Source organism: Herbaspirillum sp. YR522, assembly GCF_000282575.1.
Taxonomy (GTDB): Bacteria; Pseudomonadota; Gammaproteobacteria; order Burkholderiales; family Burkholderiaceae_D; genus Herbaspirillum.
This window is the reverse complement of the sequence record NZ_AKJA01000107.1, coordinates 21500-38848: the sequence shown is the minus strand read 5'-3', so window position 1 is coordinate 38848 and position 17349 is coordinate 21500. Positions and strand designations below refer to the sequence as shown.

Sequence of the window (17349 nt, the reverse complement as noted above, 5' to 3'; positions counted from 1 at the left end):
GCCCGTCACACCGCCGGCGGCAAGGAAGGCGAGCGGCCCTGGCCGTCGTCGTCATGGCCGGCGTCGGCCTGGCCGAAGCGCTGGCGCAGCCGACGCGCCAGGCCATCGAAGGCAAGATAGATCACCGGCGTGGTGAACAGCGTCAGCACCTGCGACACCAACAGGCCACCGACCATGGTGATGCCCAGCGGCTGGCGCAGCTCCGAGCCGACGCCGGTGCCCAGCATCAGCGGCAAGGCACCGAGCAGGGCCGCCATGGTGGTCATCAGGATCGGCCGGAACCGCAACAGGCAGGCCTGGAAGATCGCCTCGCGCGGGGTCTTGCCCTGGTGGCGCTCGGCCTCCAGCGCAAAGTCGATCATCATGATGGCGTTCTTCTTGACGATACCGATGAGCAGGATGATGCCGATGATGCCGATGATGCCCAGGTCGGTGCGCGAGATCATCAGCGACAGCAGCGCACCCACCCCCGCCGAGGGCAGCGTCGACAGGATCGTGATGGGATGGATGTAGCTCTCGTAGAGCACGCCCAGCACGATGTACATGGTTACCACCGCCGCCAGGATCAGCCACAGCGTGTTCGACAGCGAAGCCTGGAACGCCAGCGCTGCACCCTGGAAGTTGGTCACGGTAGATGACGGCATGCCGATCTCGAGCTCGGCCGCCTTGATCGCCTTGACCGCTTCGCCCAGCGATGCGCCTGAAGCCAGGTTGAACGACACGGTGGCGGCCGGGAACTGGCCGATATGGTTCACCACCAGTGGCGCTGTGCGCTCGGTGACGGTGGCAATCGACGACAACGGTACCTGGTTGCCGGCCGAGGTCACCAGGTAGATGCTGTCGAGCGCCTGTGGACCGCGCTGGAACTCGGGCTTGACCTCCATCACCACCCGGTACTGGTTCGATTGGGTATAGATGGTCGAGATCAGGCGCTGGCCGAAGGCGTTGTAGAGCGCGTTGTCGATGGCGGCGGTGGTGATGCCCAGGCGCGAGGCGGCGTCGCGGTCGATCTGGATATAGGCCTGCAAACCCTTGTCTTGCAGGTTGGTGGCGACATCGGCCAACTCGGGTACCCGTTGCAGGCGCTCGATGAGCTTGGGCACCCAGGTGCTGAGCACGTCCGGGTCGGCGTCTTCCAGCGAAAACTGGTACTGGGTGCGCGAGACGCTGTCCTCGATGGTCAGGTCCTGCACCGGTTGCATGTACAGGGTCACGCCCGGCACCTGCTGGGCCAGCTTGGGTTGCAGGCGGCGGATCACGTCCGAGGCCGAGACGTCGCGGCTGTCGTGCGGCTTGAGGTTGATCAGCATGCGCCCGCTGTTGAGCGTGGCATTGGTGCCGTCGACCCCGATGAAGGACGACAGGCTGTCGACCGCCGGGTCTTCCAGCACCACCTTGGCCAGCGCCTGCTGGCGCTGGCCCATGGCGCCGAACGAAATCGACTGGGTGGCTTCGGAAATGCCCTGGATGACGCCGGTATCCTGCAGCGGGAAGAACCCCTTGGGCACGAACACATACAGCAACGCGGTCAGCGCCAGGGTGCCCACGGCCACGGCCAGGGTCAGCTTCTGGCGCTGCAGCACCCATTCCAGCATGACGCCGTAGCGCGCAATGATGCGGTCGAAGAAGAGCTGGCTCTTGTGATAGAACCAGCCCTGCTGCTCGTCGGGTACGTGGCGCAGCAGGCGCGCGCACATCATCGGCGTCAGGGTCAGCGACACCACGGCCGAGATCAGGATCGACACCGCCAGGGTGACCGCGAATTCGTGGAACAGCCGGCCTACCACGTCGCCCATGAACAAGAGCGGGATCAGCACCGCGATGAGCGAGAAGGTCAGCGAGATGATGGTGAAACCGATCTGCTCGGCGCCCTTGAGCGCGGCCTGCATCGGCTTCATGCCTTCTTCGATGTAGCGCGAGATGTTCTCGATCATGACGATGGCGTCGTCGACCACGAAACCGGTGGCGATGGTCAGCGCCATGAGGGTCAGGTTGTTGATCGAGAAACCGGCCACGTACATCACCGCAAAGGTACCCACCAGCGACAACGGCACCGCCACGCTGGGGATGATGGTGGCGGGGACATTGCGCAGGAACACGAAGATCACCATCACCACCAGCACCACCGACAGCAGCAGCTCGAACTTCACGTCCGATACCGACGAGCGGATGGTGGTGGTGCGATCGGTCAGGATCTTGACGTCGATGGCGCCGGGCAGGCTGGCCTGCAGCTGTGGCAGCAGGGTCTTGATGCTGTCGACCACGGCGATGACATTGGCACCGGGCTGGCGCTGGATGTTGACGATCACGGCCGGCTGCGCGTTGGCCCAGGCGCCCAGGCGCACGTTCTCGGCGCCGTCGACCACCTCGGCCACGTCCGAGACCCTGATCGGTGCGCCGTTCTTGTAGGCGATGATCAGCTTGCGGTACTCGTCGGCCGAGCGCAACTGGTCGTTGGCGTCGATCGTGGAAGCGCGCGTGGGGCCGTCGAAACTGCCCTTGGCCTGGTTCACGTTGGCATTGCCGATGGCGGTGCGGATATCGTCCAGGTTCAGGCCCAGCGCGGCGATGGCGCGCGGGTTGAGCTGCATGCGCACGGCTGGTCGCTGGCCACCCGACAGGCTCACCAGGCCGACCCCGGAGACTTGCGATATCTTCTGCGCCAGCCGGGTGTCGATCAGGTCCTGTACCTTGGGCAGCGGCATGGTGCTGGAAGTCACCGCCAGCGTCAGGATGGGCGTATCGGCCGGATTGACCTTGCTGTAGACCGGCGGCATCGGCAAGTCCGACGGCAACAGGTTGCCGCCGGCGTTGATGGCGGCCTGCACCTCCTGCTCGGCGATGTCGAGGTTGAGATCGAGGTTGAACTGCAAGGTGATCACCGAGGCGCCGCCCGAACTGGTCGACGACATCTGCTTCAGGCCCGGCATCTGGCCGAACTGGCGTTCCAGCGGCGCGGTCACCGACGAGGTCATGACGTCGGGACTGGCACCGGGATACAAGGTGGTCACCTGGATGGTCGGGTAATCGACCTCGGGCAGGGCCGACAACGGCAACATGCGATAGGCAACGATACCCACCAGCAGGATCGCCAGCATCAACAGGGATGTGGCGACCGGCCGCAGGATGAACTGGCGCGAGGGATTCATGCCGGCGCCTTATTTGCCGGCTGGCGCTGGCGCCGCCGCGGCGCCATTGCCACTGCCACTGCCGTTGCCGCCCTGCTGGCGACGCAGTTCCATCATCTTCTGGCGCCGCTGGTCTTCGGGCAGCTTCTTGATCTCTTCGCCGAATTCACCGGCGTCGATGCGACGGTTGAGCTCGGCCCAGCGCTGCTGGCGTTGCTCGGCCGACATCTCGCCCTGCCCGCCCTGCCCCTGGCGCCTGCCATGGGGGCGCGGGTTGTCGGCCACCGGCTTGTTGGCCGGGTCGTCGGCGCCACCGCGGGTGACGGCCTCGACCTTGGCGCCTTCGCGCAGGCGGTCCAGGCCATCGATGACCACCGTTTCACCGGCGGCGACGCCCTCGGTGATCGCGGTCAGGTCGCCCTGCACCGCGCCGGTCTTGATATTACGCACGGTGACCGTGCCGTCCTGCTTGACCACGTAGACGAACAGTCCCTTGGCGCCACGCTGGATGGCCGCGGTCGGGATCACGATGGCGTTTTGCTCGGTATTGAGCAGCAGCCGGATATTGACGAACTGGCTGGGAAACAGCGCGAAGTCGGTATTGGGAAATTGCGCCTTGAGCTTGACCGTGCCGGTGGTGGCATCGACCACGTTGTCGATGGTCAGCAGCACGCCATCGGCCAGCTTCTTCTTCTGTTCCCGGTCCCATGCCTGGGTCGGCAATTTGCGCTGGCCCTGCAGCTGGCGCAGCACGCTGGGGATATTGTCTTCGGGAATGCTGAAGATGGCGGTGATCGGCTGCAACTGGGTAATGATCACCAGCCCGTTGGTGTCGCTGGTGGTGATGTTGTTACCGACATCGGCCTGCTTCAGGCCCAGCCGTCCACTGATCGGTGCAGTCACGCGCGCGAACGACAGTTGCAGCCTGGCGCTGGCAACCGCCCCTTCGTCGGCCTTGACGGTGCCTTCGTATTGCTTCACCAGTGCGGCCTGGGTATCGACCTGCTGGCTGGCGATGGAGTCCTGGGCCAGCAGCGTCTGGTAGCGCTTGAGGTCGATCCTGGCCGAGTCGAGCAGGGCCCGGTCGCGCGCCAGCTGGCCTTCGGCCTGGGTCACCGCCACCTGCAAGGTACGCGGATCGATCTCGGCCAGCAGGTCGCCGGCCTTGACCATTTGCCCTTCCTGGTAATGCAGTTTCTGCAACTGGCCATCGACCCGTGCGCGCACCGTGGCGGTGGCCGTGGGCGTGACCGATCCCAGGCCGTTGAGATAGACATCGACATTCTGCACCTGGGCCCGCGCCACCCCGACCGGCGTGGGCGGCATCGCGAGGTTGGCGCCGGGACCGCCGGCGCCGGCACGGCGCGGCCCGCCGGCGGCAGGCCCGCCGCTGCCGCCCATGGCCGCCGCCTGTGCCTGCTCGGCCTTTTTCTTGGTCCAGAACTTGTAGCCGCCGCCGGCCACCAGCGCCAGCACGATGACCCAGAACCACCAGCGCCGCAGGATGCTGCCCCTGGCGTTGGGTGTGGAAGGAGGTTGCTGCCCGGAATTTGCTGTATTTGTCATTTTGGAAACCAACGTACCTACGCTGAAATGTCTCTGGCACCGATAAAACCTGCGCGCACAGTGAAGGCAGGCAGTGTACCGAGCAAACGGCCGCGACGCACGGGTAACAACGGGGCAAAAACCCGTTAAATATCGGCGTGGCTGCACTGATCACATGAAAAAGCCCTGCGGCCGGGGCCGCAAGGCTTTTGCTGTGAGCACTGCGTGCTTACTTGGCGGCCGGGGCGGGAGCCTCGCCGTCTGGCTTGCCAGGGCCATGTGGCGGGCCCTTGCGGCCGTCGTGACCGTGACGGAAGTGCTCGAAGCGGTGGCGTTCCATCTTGTCGAACTCGGCATCGAAGGTCTTTTGCTGTTCGGGCGACAGGGTGGCGTAGAACTCCTTGGTGGCGGCGATGCGCTGTTCGGCGAAGGATTCGCGCTTGCGCATCATTTCCAGCTTCTTGTCCAGCCGTTCCGGGGTGCTCAGCTTGGCGTACTCCTGCCGGTCGGGACGCTGGGCGGCGTCGAACGGGGCCGGCTTGGTCTTGTCCAGGAACAGCTTCCAGCCTGCTTCCTGGGCCGAGGTGATCTTGAGCTTGTCGTGCAGTTGCGCCTGGTGCTTGCTGCGCATCTGTTCGAACCTGGCGATCTGCTCGGCGCTGGGAGCGCGACCGTGCGGGCCATCCGGCGGCGGCGGTGTCTGGGCCATTGCGGCCACGCTCACGGCGCTGATGCTCACGGCGGCGATGCCGGCCAGGATGCGGGTCTTGATCTTCAACATGATTTGCTCCTTTGAATGTCGTGCTGTCTTTGCACGGTTCCCATTAAACCGGCGGCGTGTATCGCCAATCTTTCCCGGGCCCGGGCTTTTGTATCGTTTTGTATATGGCGCAGGCCGCCAGGTATCGTTTCATGTCTAACCGCTCACTTGTTAAGAGCCGATACAAAGCCGCCTTATCGGCCCAAAGTCTTTGGGCATAATGCGGTTGTGCTTTATCGAAGAGGGTTTTCATGGATACAAATACTCACATCCTGGTGGTCGACGATGACCGCGAGATCCGCACCTTGCTGGCCGAGTACCTCGACAGTAACGGCTTGCGTACGCTCACGGCCACCAACGGCGCCGAGATGCGGCGCACGCTGGAAGAATCCAGGGTGGACCTGATCGTGCTCGACCTGACCCTGCCCGGCGAGGACGGCCTGACGCTGTGCCGCAACCTGCGCGCCAGTTCGAACGTGCCGGTGATCATGCTCACGGCGCGCGGCGAACCGCTGGACCGCATCCTCGGGCTGGAGATGGGCGCCGACGATTACCTGGCCAAGCCGTTCGAGCCACGCGAGCTGTTTGCGCGCATACGCAGCGTACTGCGTCGCACCCAGGCCCTGCCCCCCAACATGGCCCAGGCCGACGTGGTGATGATGCGTTTCGCGCAATGGAACCTGGACCTGACCGCGCGCCACCTGCTGAGCCCGCAGGGCGTGGTGGTGGCGCTGTCGGGGGCCGAGTTCCGCTTGCTCAAGGTGTTCCTGGACCATCCCAACCGGGTGCTCAACCGCGACCAGTTGCTGGAACTGACACAGGGTCGCGAATCCGATCCATTCGACCGCTCGGTGGATATCCAGATCAGCCGCCTGCGCCAGAAACTGGGCGACGATGCGCGCACGCCGGTGATCATCAAGACCGTGCGCAACGAGGGCTATGTCCTGGCCACCACCGTCACGGCCGAGGGCGCGGGACATGCGACATGAGCAATTTCATCGGTTCCATCGGCAATCGCATGTTCGTGCTGCTGCTGGCCGGCGTGGTGCTGGCGGTAGTGGCCACCACCTGGCTGGCTACCAACGAGCGCAAGAACTCGCTGCGCGAGTTGCGCTTTGCGCACCTGGCCGACCGCATCGAACAGATTGTCCAGGCGGTTGACGACATCCCACCCGAACAGCGCCCCATCGTGCTGCAGGCGGCCGCCAACTTCGGCTTCGAGGCGCGCATGGTGGACGACATGAACGACGCCGTCGGCGCCAATGCCAGCACCACCCCGGTACAGGAGATGTTGCAGTCGCGCCTGGGCGCCGAGCGCAAGATCGCGGTACAGCGCGAGACCGAATGCGCGCCCCGGCCCGGCGCGCGCGAAGGCCCGCGCCGCGAATCATGCCGGGTGGTCTACGTCAGCCTGCACGATCACGCATTGATGCGCTTGCGGCTGCACCAGCCCAGCGAGCCACCGGTGCTGCGCGGCCACGCCCAGGGCGGCCCCTTCGGATTGCAGTACATTGCCTTGTTCCTGGTCTTGATCGCGATCCTGGCGTACCTGGTGGCACGCATGGCGACCAGCCCCATCCGCAAGCTGGCGCACGCGGCCACGGCGCTGGGCGGTGACATCGACCGCGCGCCGCTGGCCGAGACCGGTCCCACCGAGATCCGCCTGGCCGCGCATGCCTTCAATGCCATGCAGGGCCGTATCCGGCGCCAGATCCAGCATCGCACCCACATGCTGGCGGCCATCACGCATGACCTGCAGACGCCCCTGACGCGCTTGCGGCTGCGACTGGAAAAGGTCGACGATGCGCAATTGCGGCAAAAGCTGGTGGATGACCTGGCGGTGATGCAGCAGATGGTGCGCGAAGGGCTGGACCTGGCGCGCAGCATGGATTCGTCCGAGAAGAGGCAGGCGCTCGATATCGATTCGCTGCTCGACAGCGTCTGCGCCGATGCCGCCGATGCCGGCCAGGACGTGACCCTGGACGGCACCACCCGCGCCTTCGTGCTGGCCCAGCCGGGCGCATTGCGGCGCTGCCTGACCAACCTGCTCGACAATGCCTGCAAGTACGGCCAGTCGGCACGGGTGTCGGTAGTACTGGAACAACAGAAGGTGGCCATCCGCATCTGCGACCAGGGCCCGGGGATTCCACCGTCCGAGCTCGAATCGGTGTTCGAGCCGTTCTACCGGCTGGAAGCCTCGCGCTCACGCGACACCGGCGGCACCGGCCTGGGGCTGACGATCGCCCTCAATATTGCCGAGAACCACCAGGGGCAATTGCGGCTGCGCAACCTGCCCGATGGCGGATTGGAGGTATTGCTGGAGCTGCCGGTGATGACGCCGGCGAAAAAATAGGACTGCCCGCGCCGGCCCACGCCAGGGCGCGAACATGAGCCTTGGTCAGCGACCGAAGTAATTCAGGCCCAGTGCCGCGTTGACCTCGGACATGGTCTGGGCCGCCACCGCGCTGGCGCGATCGGTGCCGCGCTTGAGCATGGCCATCACCTCGCCGCGGTCCTGGGCAAAATGCTGGCGACGCTCGCGGATCGGTGCGATCAGTTCCTGCAGGATGCCTTCCAGGCGGCGCTTGACCACGCTGTCGCCCAGGCCACCGCGGCGGTAGTGGGCCTTGAGTTCCTCGACCGCATCGTGATCGGGATCGAAGGCGTCCAGGAAGGTGAACACCACGTTGCCTTCGACCTGGCCCGGATCGGCCACCCGCAGGTGATTCGGGTCGGTGTACATGCGGTGTACCGCCTGCTTGATCTCGTCGGCGCTCGAGCCCAGCTGTATCGCATTGCCCAGCGACTTGCTCATCTTCGCCTTGCCATCGATGCCGGGCAGGCGCGCCATGTCCGACAGCACTTCCTTGCACTCGACCAGCACCTCGCGCTCGACGGTGGCGTTGAACTTGCGCACCAACTCGTTGGTTTGCTCGATCATCGGCAACTGGTCGCTGCCGACCGGCACCAGTTGGCCCTTGAAGGCCGTGATATCGGCCGCCTGGCTGACCGGATAGGTCAGGAAACCGGCCGGGATATCGCGCTCGAAGCCGCGCAGGCGGATTTCTTCCTTGATGGTGGGGTTGCGCTCCAGGCGCGATACCGTCACCAGGTTGAGCAGCACCATCGACAGCTCATAGAGCTCGCGTACCTGCGACTGGATGAAGATGGTGGTCTTGTCGGGGTCGATGCCTACGGCCAGGTAGTCCAGCGCCACTTCGAGGACGTTGTCGGTCACTTTCTGGTGGCGACCGACGTTGTCGGTCATGGCCTGGGTATCGGCCAGCAGCAGGAACTGCTGCGCCGTTTCCTGCAATGCCACGCGCGACTTGAGCGAACCGATGTAATGGCCCAGGTGCAGGGGGCCGGTCGGACGGTCGCCGGTGAGTACCACCGGCCGGGTGGCCGCCGCGCCCGATGCGGGCTGCTCGGTTTGGGGATTCGTGTCGTTCTGGGACATGGTCATTCCTGGTCGTATCGATTATCTGGAACGCCACCGGGTCCAGACGCAAAAAAGCCGCCGGAACCGGCGGCCTCACATTGTCAAACTGCGTGAAAACGGGCCGCCCGGGTCAGGCGCGCCACCAATGCTGAAATTGTGCAGGTCGAAAAAGCATGGCCGCGAGTATAGCATCGCCGCCCCCGATGGTGCGCCGCGCGCCGCGCCCGGCCAATAAAAAACCGCATCCGGGGATGCGGTCTGGCTGGCTTGCCTGCGTCCTTACCAGGCGCCCGGGGGCGGACCATAGTAGGCCGGTGGCGGGCCGTAATAGCCCGGTGGCGGTGGCGGCGCATAATAATACCGGCGCGGATGATAGCTGTAGGTGGTGACGGTGGCCTGGCGTGGCTGCTCGACCTGGTTGCCCTTGCTGTACATGCATTGCGTATAAGTCATGTCATAGCGCTGCTGCATCGAGTAGTTGCCGCCGGCGGCAGCGTTGCTGCCCGAGGCACTGCCTACCAGCAGGCCGCCGCCGGCGCCGATGGCGGCACCCGCGCCGGCGTTACCGGAGGCCGCGCCGATCAGGGCGCCGGCCACTGCACCCACGGCGGTGCCGACGGCGGCGCTGTTGGCCGCATTGTTCTGCGTCTGCTGCGCCTGGCCGCCGATGGCTTCCTGGGCATAGGCCTGGCACTGGGCCTGCTCGGCGCGGAACTGCTCGTAGTTCTTGTCCTTGCCCGGCATGGCCATCACCGAGGGGCCGGTCGGCACGCTGACACAACCGCCCAGCGCCAGCAATGCGCCCAGCGTGGCCACCGTGGTGGCTGTCTTGTAGATCGGTTTCACTTGTTGTCCTTTGAGAGCAAGAGCTGCACTGACTGGCGAATTACTGTGGAGGCGGCCCGCCGGGCGAGCCAGGCGTATGCGGCACCACCTTCATCCAGGGCGTGGGGCAATTCTGGACATAGGGATAGTACGAACGGGTATCGGCGCAGTAGTACCAGAAATCCTGGCGCGGCTGCTCGACATACACCGGTGGCGGCGCGCGCTCGACATACACCGGCGGCGGGTAGTAGACCGGCGGTGGGTAATAGACCGGACCGCCGATGACCACGCCACCGTAGAAACGCGGGTGTGCGTAGCTGGCGCCACTGGCCATCAGGCCCGCCACGGCGAGTGCGCCACAAATTCCGATTGCAGCCAGTTTCTTCATTTTTTGCCTCTGGGAATGTCTCTGTATGCTTGCCGCGGCAACCTCACCTGAACGGCCAGGCCCCGCCCCGATGCGGCCCGTGGCCGCACTGCGCGCATGTGAACAATATACGCCGCGGTTGCCCGGCCCCGGCAAGATGTTTCAATTCGTAACTCGCCGCAATATTGTTATACATGGCGCTGTCACGTCTTTGCAATCAACGCCCGGTACGGGTGGGCGGATGACCGAGCAGCGCCGTTTCCAAACTCGACAGCACATAAAAAAAAGCGGCCAGGGCGATGACGCCCTGGCCGCTCCAGGACGGCGCCGACTGGCTCAGCCGGGGTGCGTCATGTCGGCCGGCTGGATCCAGTCGTTGAACTGTTGCTCGGTGACATATCCCAGCGCCAACGCGGTCTCCTTCAAGGTGGTGCCGTCGTGGTGGGCCTGCTTGGCGATCTTGGCGGCCTTGTCATAGCCGATGTGCGGTGCCAGCGCCGTCACCAGCATCAGGGAGCGCTCCATCAGGTCGGCGATACGGGCATGGTTGGCTTCGATGCCGCGCGCGCAGTGCTCTTCGAAGCTGGCCATGCCGTCGGCCAGCAGCCGCACGCTCTGCAGGAAGTTATGCACGATCAGCGGCTTGAACACGTTCAGTTCGAAATTGCCCGACGCACCCCCGATGTTGAGCGCCACGTCGTTGCCGAACACCTGGGCGCACAGCATGGTGAGTGCCTCGCACTGGGTCGGATTGACCTTGCCGGGCATGATCGAGCTGCCCGGTTCGTTCTCCGGGATGGTGATCTCGCCCAACCCGGAGCGTGGGCCCGAGGCCAGCCAGCGTACGTCGTTGGCGATCTTCATCAATGCCGCCGCCAGCGTCTTGAGGCCGCCATGGGCCGCCACCAGCGCGTCGTGCCCGGCCAGCGCGGCGAACTTGTTGGGCGCGGTCTTGAACGGGAAACCGAAGTGGCGCGCCAGTTCGGCCGCCACCCGCTCACCGAATTCGGGATGGGCATTGAGGCCGGTGCCGACGGCGGTGCCACCGGCGGCCAGTTCGGAAATGCCGTTCAAGGTAGCGATGATGGCGCCTTCGGCATGCGTCAGTTGCGCCACGTAACCCGAGAACTCCTGGCCCAGCGTCAACGGCGTGGCATCCTGCAGGTGGGTACGGCCGATCTTGACCACGTCGGCAAAGCGGTTCGACTTGTCCTCCAGCGTGCTGCGCAACCTGTGGATCGACGGGATCAGGGCGGTGGCCACGGCCATGCAGGCGGCCACGTGCATGGCGGTGGGGAAGATATCGTTGGACGACTGGCTGCGGTTGACATCGTCATTGGGGTGGATCAGGCGTTCTTCGCCGCGCACGCCCCCGAGCAGCTCGGAGGCGCGATTGGCCAGCACCTCGTTCATGTTCATGTTGCTCTGGGTGCCGGAGCCGGTCTGCCAGACCGACAGCGGGAACTCCAGCGGATGGCGCCCGGCGATCACCTCGTCGGCGGCGGCAATGATGGCATCGGCCTTCTTGGCGTCGAGCTTGCCGAGATCGCGGTTGACCGTGGCACAGGCGCGCTTGACCGAGGCCAGCGCCACGATCAGCTCGGTCGGCATGCGTTCGGTGGAGATATGGAAATGATGCAGTGAGCGTTCGGTCTGCGCTCCCCAGAGCCGGTCATCAGGCACTTCGATCAGGCCAAAGGTATCGCGCTCCATACGATGTTTCATTGCGTGTTTCTCCGTAAGTTGGAGAACCTGTCACGCCAACAGGACGATGCTTGCATGGCCCGGCTCCCGATGCGGGGCGGGCGGCCTGTTGGCGAAACGGGTCCATGGGCCACTGCGGCCCGATAACCCCGTACGGCTCTGGCTTGGCACTACCGGCTGAGCAATAAGAGATGCTTGAAAACAGGGCCGCGTCACCAGGCAGTGTGCGGCCCCCACGAAAACTGGTCGTTATTTGCCGCGCGCGCCCGGATCGGGCAGTACACAGGCGTCGATCACCTGCAGGTCGTTGTCCTTGGCGAAGCTGACCACGAAATGATAGGCCAGCGGTTCCAGCTCGCGCAGCGCCTGGTTGACCACCACCGAGCGCACGCCATCGATCATCGTGGGCAGGACATAAGGGGAATACTTCAGGTGTGCATTGCGCCCGCCGGAGCCCGCTGGTCGAAAGCACGACATGACGCCGCACAGCCGCTCGGCCCAGTCGCTGGGGCGAAACTGCCGCCCGTCCGAGGTCTTGCCGAGGATGATGAATTCGTGCGCTGGCGCGTTGTCGGGTTTGATGGGATCAGCCATACATGCAATTCTTCTAAAGCCCTTGCAACCGAATGCCCTGGTCCGGATCGGACGGGAGCCCTTGACGCCATGGTGCCTTCGCATCGCTGCGTGGGTGCCAATGACGCTGAGTATTATATCTTATAGAAGACTTCGCTTGGTGACGCCGCAAGCCGGCTTCCGGATATCGAACCGAGTATACCGGGCCGGGACGGCTTGCGCTGCAAGGAACAAACGGGCCGAAGCCCGTTTGATTCCATGCGGCAAGTTGTCAGCCCATCCACACTGCCACCGATAGCAGCAACAGCACGAACATCCACAGCAGCAATGCGCGCCAGACCAGTCCCACGGTGCTTTGCAGGGTGCGCGGCGACGGCGTGTCGCCGGGCAGGCCGTCGGTCTCCTCGGGCAGGGTATCGACCATGGCGGCATCGGCCGGCAGGATGATGCCGGCTGCGGCTTCCTTGGGCGTGCCGAACCGCACCCCCATGGCGCCGCCACCGGCGGCCAGGATGATGCCCGCCGCCTCGTCGTCCCAGCGGCTGGCGAAGTTGCGCCAGGCGTAGATCGCATCCTCGAAGTTGCCCACCACGGCAAAGGCTGCTGCCGTCAGGCGCGCCGGGATCCAGTCGATCCAGTAGAAGGCGCGGGCGGCAAAGCGACCGAAGGCTTCGGTGCGCATGTGATCGGGTTCGTTCCAGGCGCGCGACAGGTATTCGGCGACGCGATACATCACCGCCAGGGCCGGGCCGGCCGGCATCAGGAACCAGAAGAACACGCCGAACACATGGCGATGGGTGGTGATCAAGGCGCGCTCGGAGGCAATGCGGGCGATCTCGCTCACGTCCATGCCGGTGGTGTCCTGCTTGGTCCATTCGCCCAGCAACGCGCGCGCGGTGATCTCGTCACCGCTGTTGAGCGCCAGCTGGATCGAGGTGAAGTAATGGCTGTAGTGACGAAAGCCCAGCGTGAGGTAGACGATCAGCACGTTCCACGCAAAGGCGGCCACCGGGCTGATGCGCAGGCACAGCCAATAGATCAGCGCGGCGGGAATGGTCAGCGCCCCCACCATGACCGCCCACCCCAGCCGCCCGTGATGCGCATGACCGGCATTGAACCAGCCTTCTATACTGCCGGCAAATGACTTGATCGATGCATAAATCGGATTGTCCGCACGCAGTGGTTTGAGTTGTTCGATTAACAGCGCAAAGAGAATAGAAAGAAATGTCATCAAGCAGCCTTATGGGGTCTCGTAGGGCATACGATAGCGCAGTGCCTGTGGGGAATCAAACAAATGATGGTTGACGCAGGTCAACCCACCGTTCAGCCGCGCAGGAAGTGGAACAGGTTGCGCAACATGCCGGCGGTGGCGCCCCAGATGAAATAGCGCTGGTATGGCATGGTGTAGAAGCTGCGACGACCCACCGGTTCGGGCAGGTCGACCGAACGGCGCTGGTGATTGACGCCATTCATCAGGAACGCCAGCGGCACTTCGAATATCTCGGCCACTTCACGGGTTTCGGCCACGGTCTGGAACGGCGGCGTGATCAGCCCGGCCACCGGCGTGACCCGATAGCCGGTGCCGGTGAAATAGTCAGGCAGGGTACCGATGACTTCGATGTGGCGGCGTGCCAGTCCGATCTCTTCTTCCGTTTCGCGCAGGGCGGTATCGATGGCCGAGGCATCGCTGTCTTCACGTCGCCCGCCGGGGAAGCTGATCTGCCCGGCATGGTCCTTCAGGTCGGCGGTGCGCTGGGTAAACAAAAGGGTCGGGCCTTCCGGGCGCAGCACGATCGGCATCAATACCGAAGCCGCCCTGAAACGCGCCTTGGGGTCGGCCATGCGCGCGGCCTGGTCGCCGCTGTTCTCGGGTTCCCAGCGTGGCGGATTGGCAAAGCGTTGGCGCAGCCAATCGGCGCTCAGCCGTTCGCCGATGAGCGCATCCTCGCCGGCGACGGCGTCGATGGGAAGGCTGACAGGATCGAAACTGGGCACGATGTTATCGACTGGGCGAATGATCTAGGCAATCCGGGACAAAAAAAGGGGTGTCTCGCGACACCCCTTTTTCTTGAAGCACATGCATGCAGGAAATTACTCTGCAGCTGCTGCAGCTGCGGCCTTGGCGGCGCGGCTTGGCAGCTTTTCCTTGATACGTGCCGACTTGCCCGAACGTTCGCGCAGGTAGTACAGCTTGGCACGACGCACGTCACCACGACGCTTGACTTCGATCGAAGCGATCAGCGGCGAGTACAACTGGAAAGTACGCTCGACGCCTTCACCGGACGAGATCTTGCGAACGATGAAGTTCGAGTTCAAGCCACGGTTGCGACGCGAAATCACCACGCCTTCGTAGGCCTGGGCGCGCTTGCGGGTGCCTTCGACCACGTTCACGCTCACGATCACGGTGTCACCGGGGGCGAAAGCTGGGATGTTCTTGTTGAGACGCGCGATCTCTTCTTGCTCGAGTTGCTGGATCAGATCCATTTGATGCTCCTGTAACCATCTTGCTGGCGCTGGTGCACGCTAGGCACACCATATTGCCCAGTAGAGGATGGGGTTGACTCACAGCGGCTGGTGCCGCTGCACGTTACTGCGGGTATTGCCTTGCTACTTCGGTATCGCGCTGCCCGCCGCTGGCGGCAGGTCGCGCAAGAACTTCTCGTCGGACTTGCTCAGCAACGCCTGTTGGCGTGCTTTTTCGATCAGGTCCGGGCGCTTGGCCCAGGTCGCCTCCAGCGCACGCTGGCGACGCCATTTCTGTATTTCTGCGTGATGCCCGCCCATCAGTACCGGCGGCACCGCCACGCCGTCGTATTCTTCCGGCCGCGTATAGTGCGGACAGTCGAGCAAACCATTGACGAAGCTGTCCTCGACGGCCGACGCGCCATCGTTGAGGGCACCAGGCAACAGCCGGATGACTGCATCCATCAGTGCCATGGCCGGCAATTCGCCGCCCGACAGCACGAAGTCGCCAATGCTGATTTCTTCGTCGACGCACTTGTCGAGCAGGCGCTGGTCGATCGCTTCATAACGACCGCACAGCAGTACCGCACCACTATCCTGCGCCAGGCGCACCACCCGCTGATGCGTCAGCGGCGCGCCTTGCGGAGACAGGTAGATCACCCGCGGACGCGCCAGGCCCTGCTGCTGCTGGCGTGCGCAAGCGGCCTCGATGGCGGCTTCCAGCGGCTTGGCCAACATCACCATGCCGGGGCCGCCGCCATAGGGCCGGTCATCCACGGTGCGGTGGTTGTCGGTGGTGAAATCGCGTGGATTCCACAGCGACAGCCCCCAACGCTTCTGCTCCAGCGCCCGACGGGTAATGCCGGACTGCGACAAGGCCGCAAACATCTCGGGAAACAGAGTGACGACATCGAACTGCATCACGCCTCCATTTCCATGAATCCCGTTACCGCCGTGCCCATACAGGCCATACCGGAAATGAAAAAACTGACCGCAGTCAGTAATCCAGGTCCCAGTCGACGATGATTTTTTTCTGTTGCAGCTGAACCGTCTTGACGAACTGGTCGACATACGGGATCAACTGCTCGGCCTGGTTCGCGCCTGGCTTGCCATCGGCCGCTTCAGGCAGTGCACGCGCCACCTTGAGGATGGGATGCGCGCCGTTGTCCATCATGTCGGACACCACGCCCAGTTGTACGCCCTGCAGGTTCTCGACCGATAAGCCGATCAGGTCGACCCAGTAGAACTCGCCATCATCGAGCGCCGGAAAATGGCGGCGCGAAATGTGGACGACATGGCCTTTCATCGCCTCGGCCGCATTGCGGTCGGCCACGCCGACCAGGCGCGCCACGACATCGCCGCTGTGCCCCTTGGACTGCATGACTTCGATATCCTGCTTAGGCGTCCCCGGCTTATCCAACCACCAGGTCTTGGCGCTGAGCAGGGCATCGGCGTCGGTCGAATACGGCTTGACCCTGACCCATCCCTGGATGCCGTAGGCTCCCGTCACATACCCGACGGTCACGAGGTCGTCGGGAGCGGAGAAACCTGGCTGCACTGAATTATTCACGGATGAGACCAAACTGATTCACGTCCTGCGCCCGAAGGCGCCAGTCGATAACGATCAGGCTGCTGCCTTCTTGCCAGCATCGGCCACCAGGCGAGCAACGGTCGGCGACAGTTGCGCGCCAACGCCTTGCCAGTGGGCCAGACGATCTGCAGCGATACGGACGATTTCTTCCTTGCCCGATGCAACCGGGTTGTAGAAGCCGATACGCTCGATGAAACGACCATCGCGACGATTGCGCGAATCAGTTGCAACGATGTTGTAGAAGGGACGCTTTTTGGCGCCGCCACGTGCTAAACGAATAACGACCATAATGATTCCAGTAAGAATACGGACACGGAAAAGCCGCAGATTATAACGGGATTCGCCCCCGCGCGGCAACCAGATTACCGCTTTTGTGTACACATCCAACGCGCCATCGGCGCCAGCGGAGCAATATAGGTGTCAAACCATCAACAAAACACCACCTCGGAATTGCCAGCGGGGAACTGGCCCGGCTTGGACTATACTGATCCGTCAACTCGAGGAGCCGGCATTGGCCACACCACACAAGAACAAGACTGTCAGCACTTTGCTCGCCGCCGCGCTGGGCGGCGTCGGCCTGCATCGCTTCTACCTGCATGGATGGCGCGACCGTTTCGGCTGGCTGCATGTGCTGTCGGTGCCGTTGTCGCTGGCACTGGCACAGGCCTTGCCTGCCTCGGCGATGATATTTACCGCGTTGCCGTTGATCGTGTCGATGCTGTGCGCAGCCATCGAGGCGCTGGTGATCGGGCTGACCCCGGACGACAAATGGGACCTGCGCCATAACACCGGCAGCGCACGCCAGTCCGAATCGCACTGGATACTGGCGGTGATCCTGGTGCTGACCACCGGTGCCGCGGCGATGGGGCTGATCGCCCTGCTGGCGCGCAGTTTCGATCTATTGTTTACCGGTGGCGCCTTCGGCTAGCGGCACGCCGGGCACCGGCAGGT

Annotated in this window: 17 protein-coding genes; 3 read left to right on the top strand and 14 right to left on the bottom strand. The window is 64.0% G+C overall.

Translation table 11 applies throughout. From position 1 onward, the window contains the following. Positions 1-5: 5 nt before the first annotated feature. From PMI40_RS14600 to PMI40_RS14590, 3 genes are all read right to left on the bottom strand, one after another. Entirely contained in the window at positions 6-3149 is a 3144-nt protein-coding gene (locus PMI40_RS14600) for an MdtB/MuxB family multidrug efflux RND transporter permease subunit (protein WP_008116744.1), read from the bottom strand. Positions 3150-3158: 9 nt separating this feature from the next. After that, positions 3159-4694 (bottom strand): MdtA/MuxA family multidrug efflux RND transporter periplasmic adaptor subunit, encoded by a 1536-nt coding sequence (locus tag PMI40_RS14595; RefSeq protein ID WP_008116741.1) that lies wholly within the window; start codon positions 4692-4694, stop codon positions 3159-3161. Positions 4695-4902: 208 nt separating this feature from the next. Beyond that, positions 4903-5454: a Spy/CpxP family protein refolding chaperone gene (locus PMI40_RS14590; protein ID WP_008116739.1), complete on the bottom strand. Its 552-nt coding sequence runs from the start codon at positions 5452-5454 to the stop codon at positions 4903-4905. Positions 5455-5684: 230 nt separating this feature from the next. On the opposite strand from PMI40_RS14590, the gene PMI40_RS14585 reads away from it, so the two are divergent. Further along, positions 5685-6422 (top strand): response regulator, encoded by a 738-nt coding sequence (locus tag PMI40_RS14585; protein ID WP_008116737.1) that lies wholly within the window; start codon positions 5685-5687, stop codon positions 6420-6422. Beyond that, positions 6419-7786 carry an ATP-binding protein gene (locus tag PMI40_RS14580; RefSeq protein WP_008116734.1) on the top strand — a complete coding sequence of 456 codons (1368 nt, stop codon included), beginning with the start codon at positions 6419-6421 and terminating at the stop codon, positions 7784-7786. The genes PMI40_RS14585 and PMI40_RS14580 overlap by 4 nt, the downstream gene beginning before the upstream one ends. A 45-nt stretch (positions 7787-7831) precedes the next feature. On the opposite strand, the gene trpS is transcribed toward PMI40_RS14580, so the two are convergent. The 11 genes from trpS to rpsP all read right to left on the bottom strand — a co-directional run bounded on the left by trpS (position 7832) and on the right by rpsP (position 16686). Next, positions 7832-8893 carry a tryptophan--tRNA ligase gene (gene trpS / locus PMI40_RS14575; RefSeq protein WP_008116732.1) on the bottom strand — a complete coding sequence of 354 codons (1062 nt, stop codon included), beginning with the start codon at positions 8891-8893 and terminating at the stop codon, positions 7832-7834. 261 nt (positions 8894-9154) lie between these two features. Continuing rightward, positions 9155-9721, bottom strand: a complete 567-nt coding sequence (locus PMI40_RS14570) for a glycine zipper family protein (RefSeq protein WP_008116729.1) — start codon at positions 9719-9721, stop codon at positions 9155-9157. Between the two features lie 40 nt (positions 9722-9761). Beyond that, positions 9762-10088 carry a hypothetical protein gene (locus tag PMI40_RS14565; RefSeq protein WP_008116727.1) on the bottom strand — a complete coding sequence of 109 codons (327 nt, stop codon included), beginning with the start codon at positions 10086-10088 and terminating at the stop codon, positions 9762-9764. 315 nt (positions 10089-10403) lie between these two features. Then, complete coding sequence (fumC, locus tag PMI40_RS14560; protein ID WP_008116725.1) at positions 10404-11792, bottom strand: class II fumarate hydratase; 1389 nt, start codon at positions 11790-11792, stop codon at positions 10404-10406. A 228-nt stretch (positions 11793-12020) separates the two neighbouring features. Then, positions 12021-12365 (bottom strand): DUF3579 domain-containing protein, encoded by a 345-nt coding sequence (locus PMI40_RS14555; protein ID WP_008116724.1) that lies wholly within the window; start codon positions 12363-12365, stop codon positions 12021-12023. A gap of 250 nt (positions 12366-12615) precedes the next feature. After that, positions 12616-13575: a CobD/CbiB family protein gene (locus tag PMI40_RS14550; protein WP_008116722.1), complete on the bottom strand. Its 960-nt coding sequence runs from the start codon at positions 13573-13575 to the stop codon at positions 12616-12618. A gap of 92 nt (positions 13576-13667) precedes the next feature. Then, positions 13668-14339, bottom strand: coding sequence for a CoA pyrophosphatase (locus PMI40_RS14545; protein ID WP_008116720.1), 672 nt, complete (start codon positions 14337-14339; stop codon positions 13668-13670). Between the two features lie 96 nt (positions 14340-14435). Further along, on the bottom strand, positions 14436-14828 hold the full coding sequence (gene rplS, locus PMI40_RS14540) for a 50S ribosomal protein L19 (RefSeq protein ID WP_008116718.1): 393 nt from the start codon (positions 14826-14828) through the stop codon (positions 14436-14438). Between the two features lie 123 nt (positions 14829-14951). Next, entirely contained in the window at positions 14952-15728 is a 777-nt protein-coding gene (gene trmD / locus PMI40_RS14535) for a tRNA (guanosine(37)-N1)-methyltransferase TrmD (protein ID WP_008116716.1), read from the bottom strand. 76 nt (positions 15729-15804) lie between these two features. After that, positions 15805-16377, bottom strand: a complete 573-nt coding sequence (gene rimM / locus PMI40_RS14530) for a ribosome maturation factor RimM (RefSeq protein WP_040502091.1) — start codon at positions 16375-16377, stop codon at positions 15805-15807. 54 nt (positions 16378-16431) lie between these two features. Continuing rightward, a complete protein-coding gene (gene rpsP / locus PMI40_RS14525; protein ID WP_008116712.1) occupies positions 16432-16686 on the bottom strand; it encodes a 30S ribosomal protein S16 in 255 nt (84 codons plus the stop codon). Between the two features lie 223 nt (positions 16687-16909). Here rpsP and PMI40_RS14520 point away from each other — a divergent pair, with 223 nt between their 5' ends. Further along, a complete protein-coding gene (locus PMI40_RS14520; RefSeq protein ID WP_008116710.1) occupies positions 16910-17326 on the top strand; it encodes an NINE protein in 417 nt (138 codons plus the stop codon). The last annotated feature ends 23 nt before the right edge of the window (positions 17327-17349 follow it).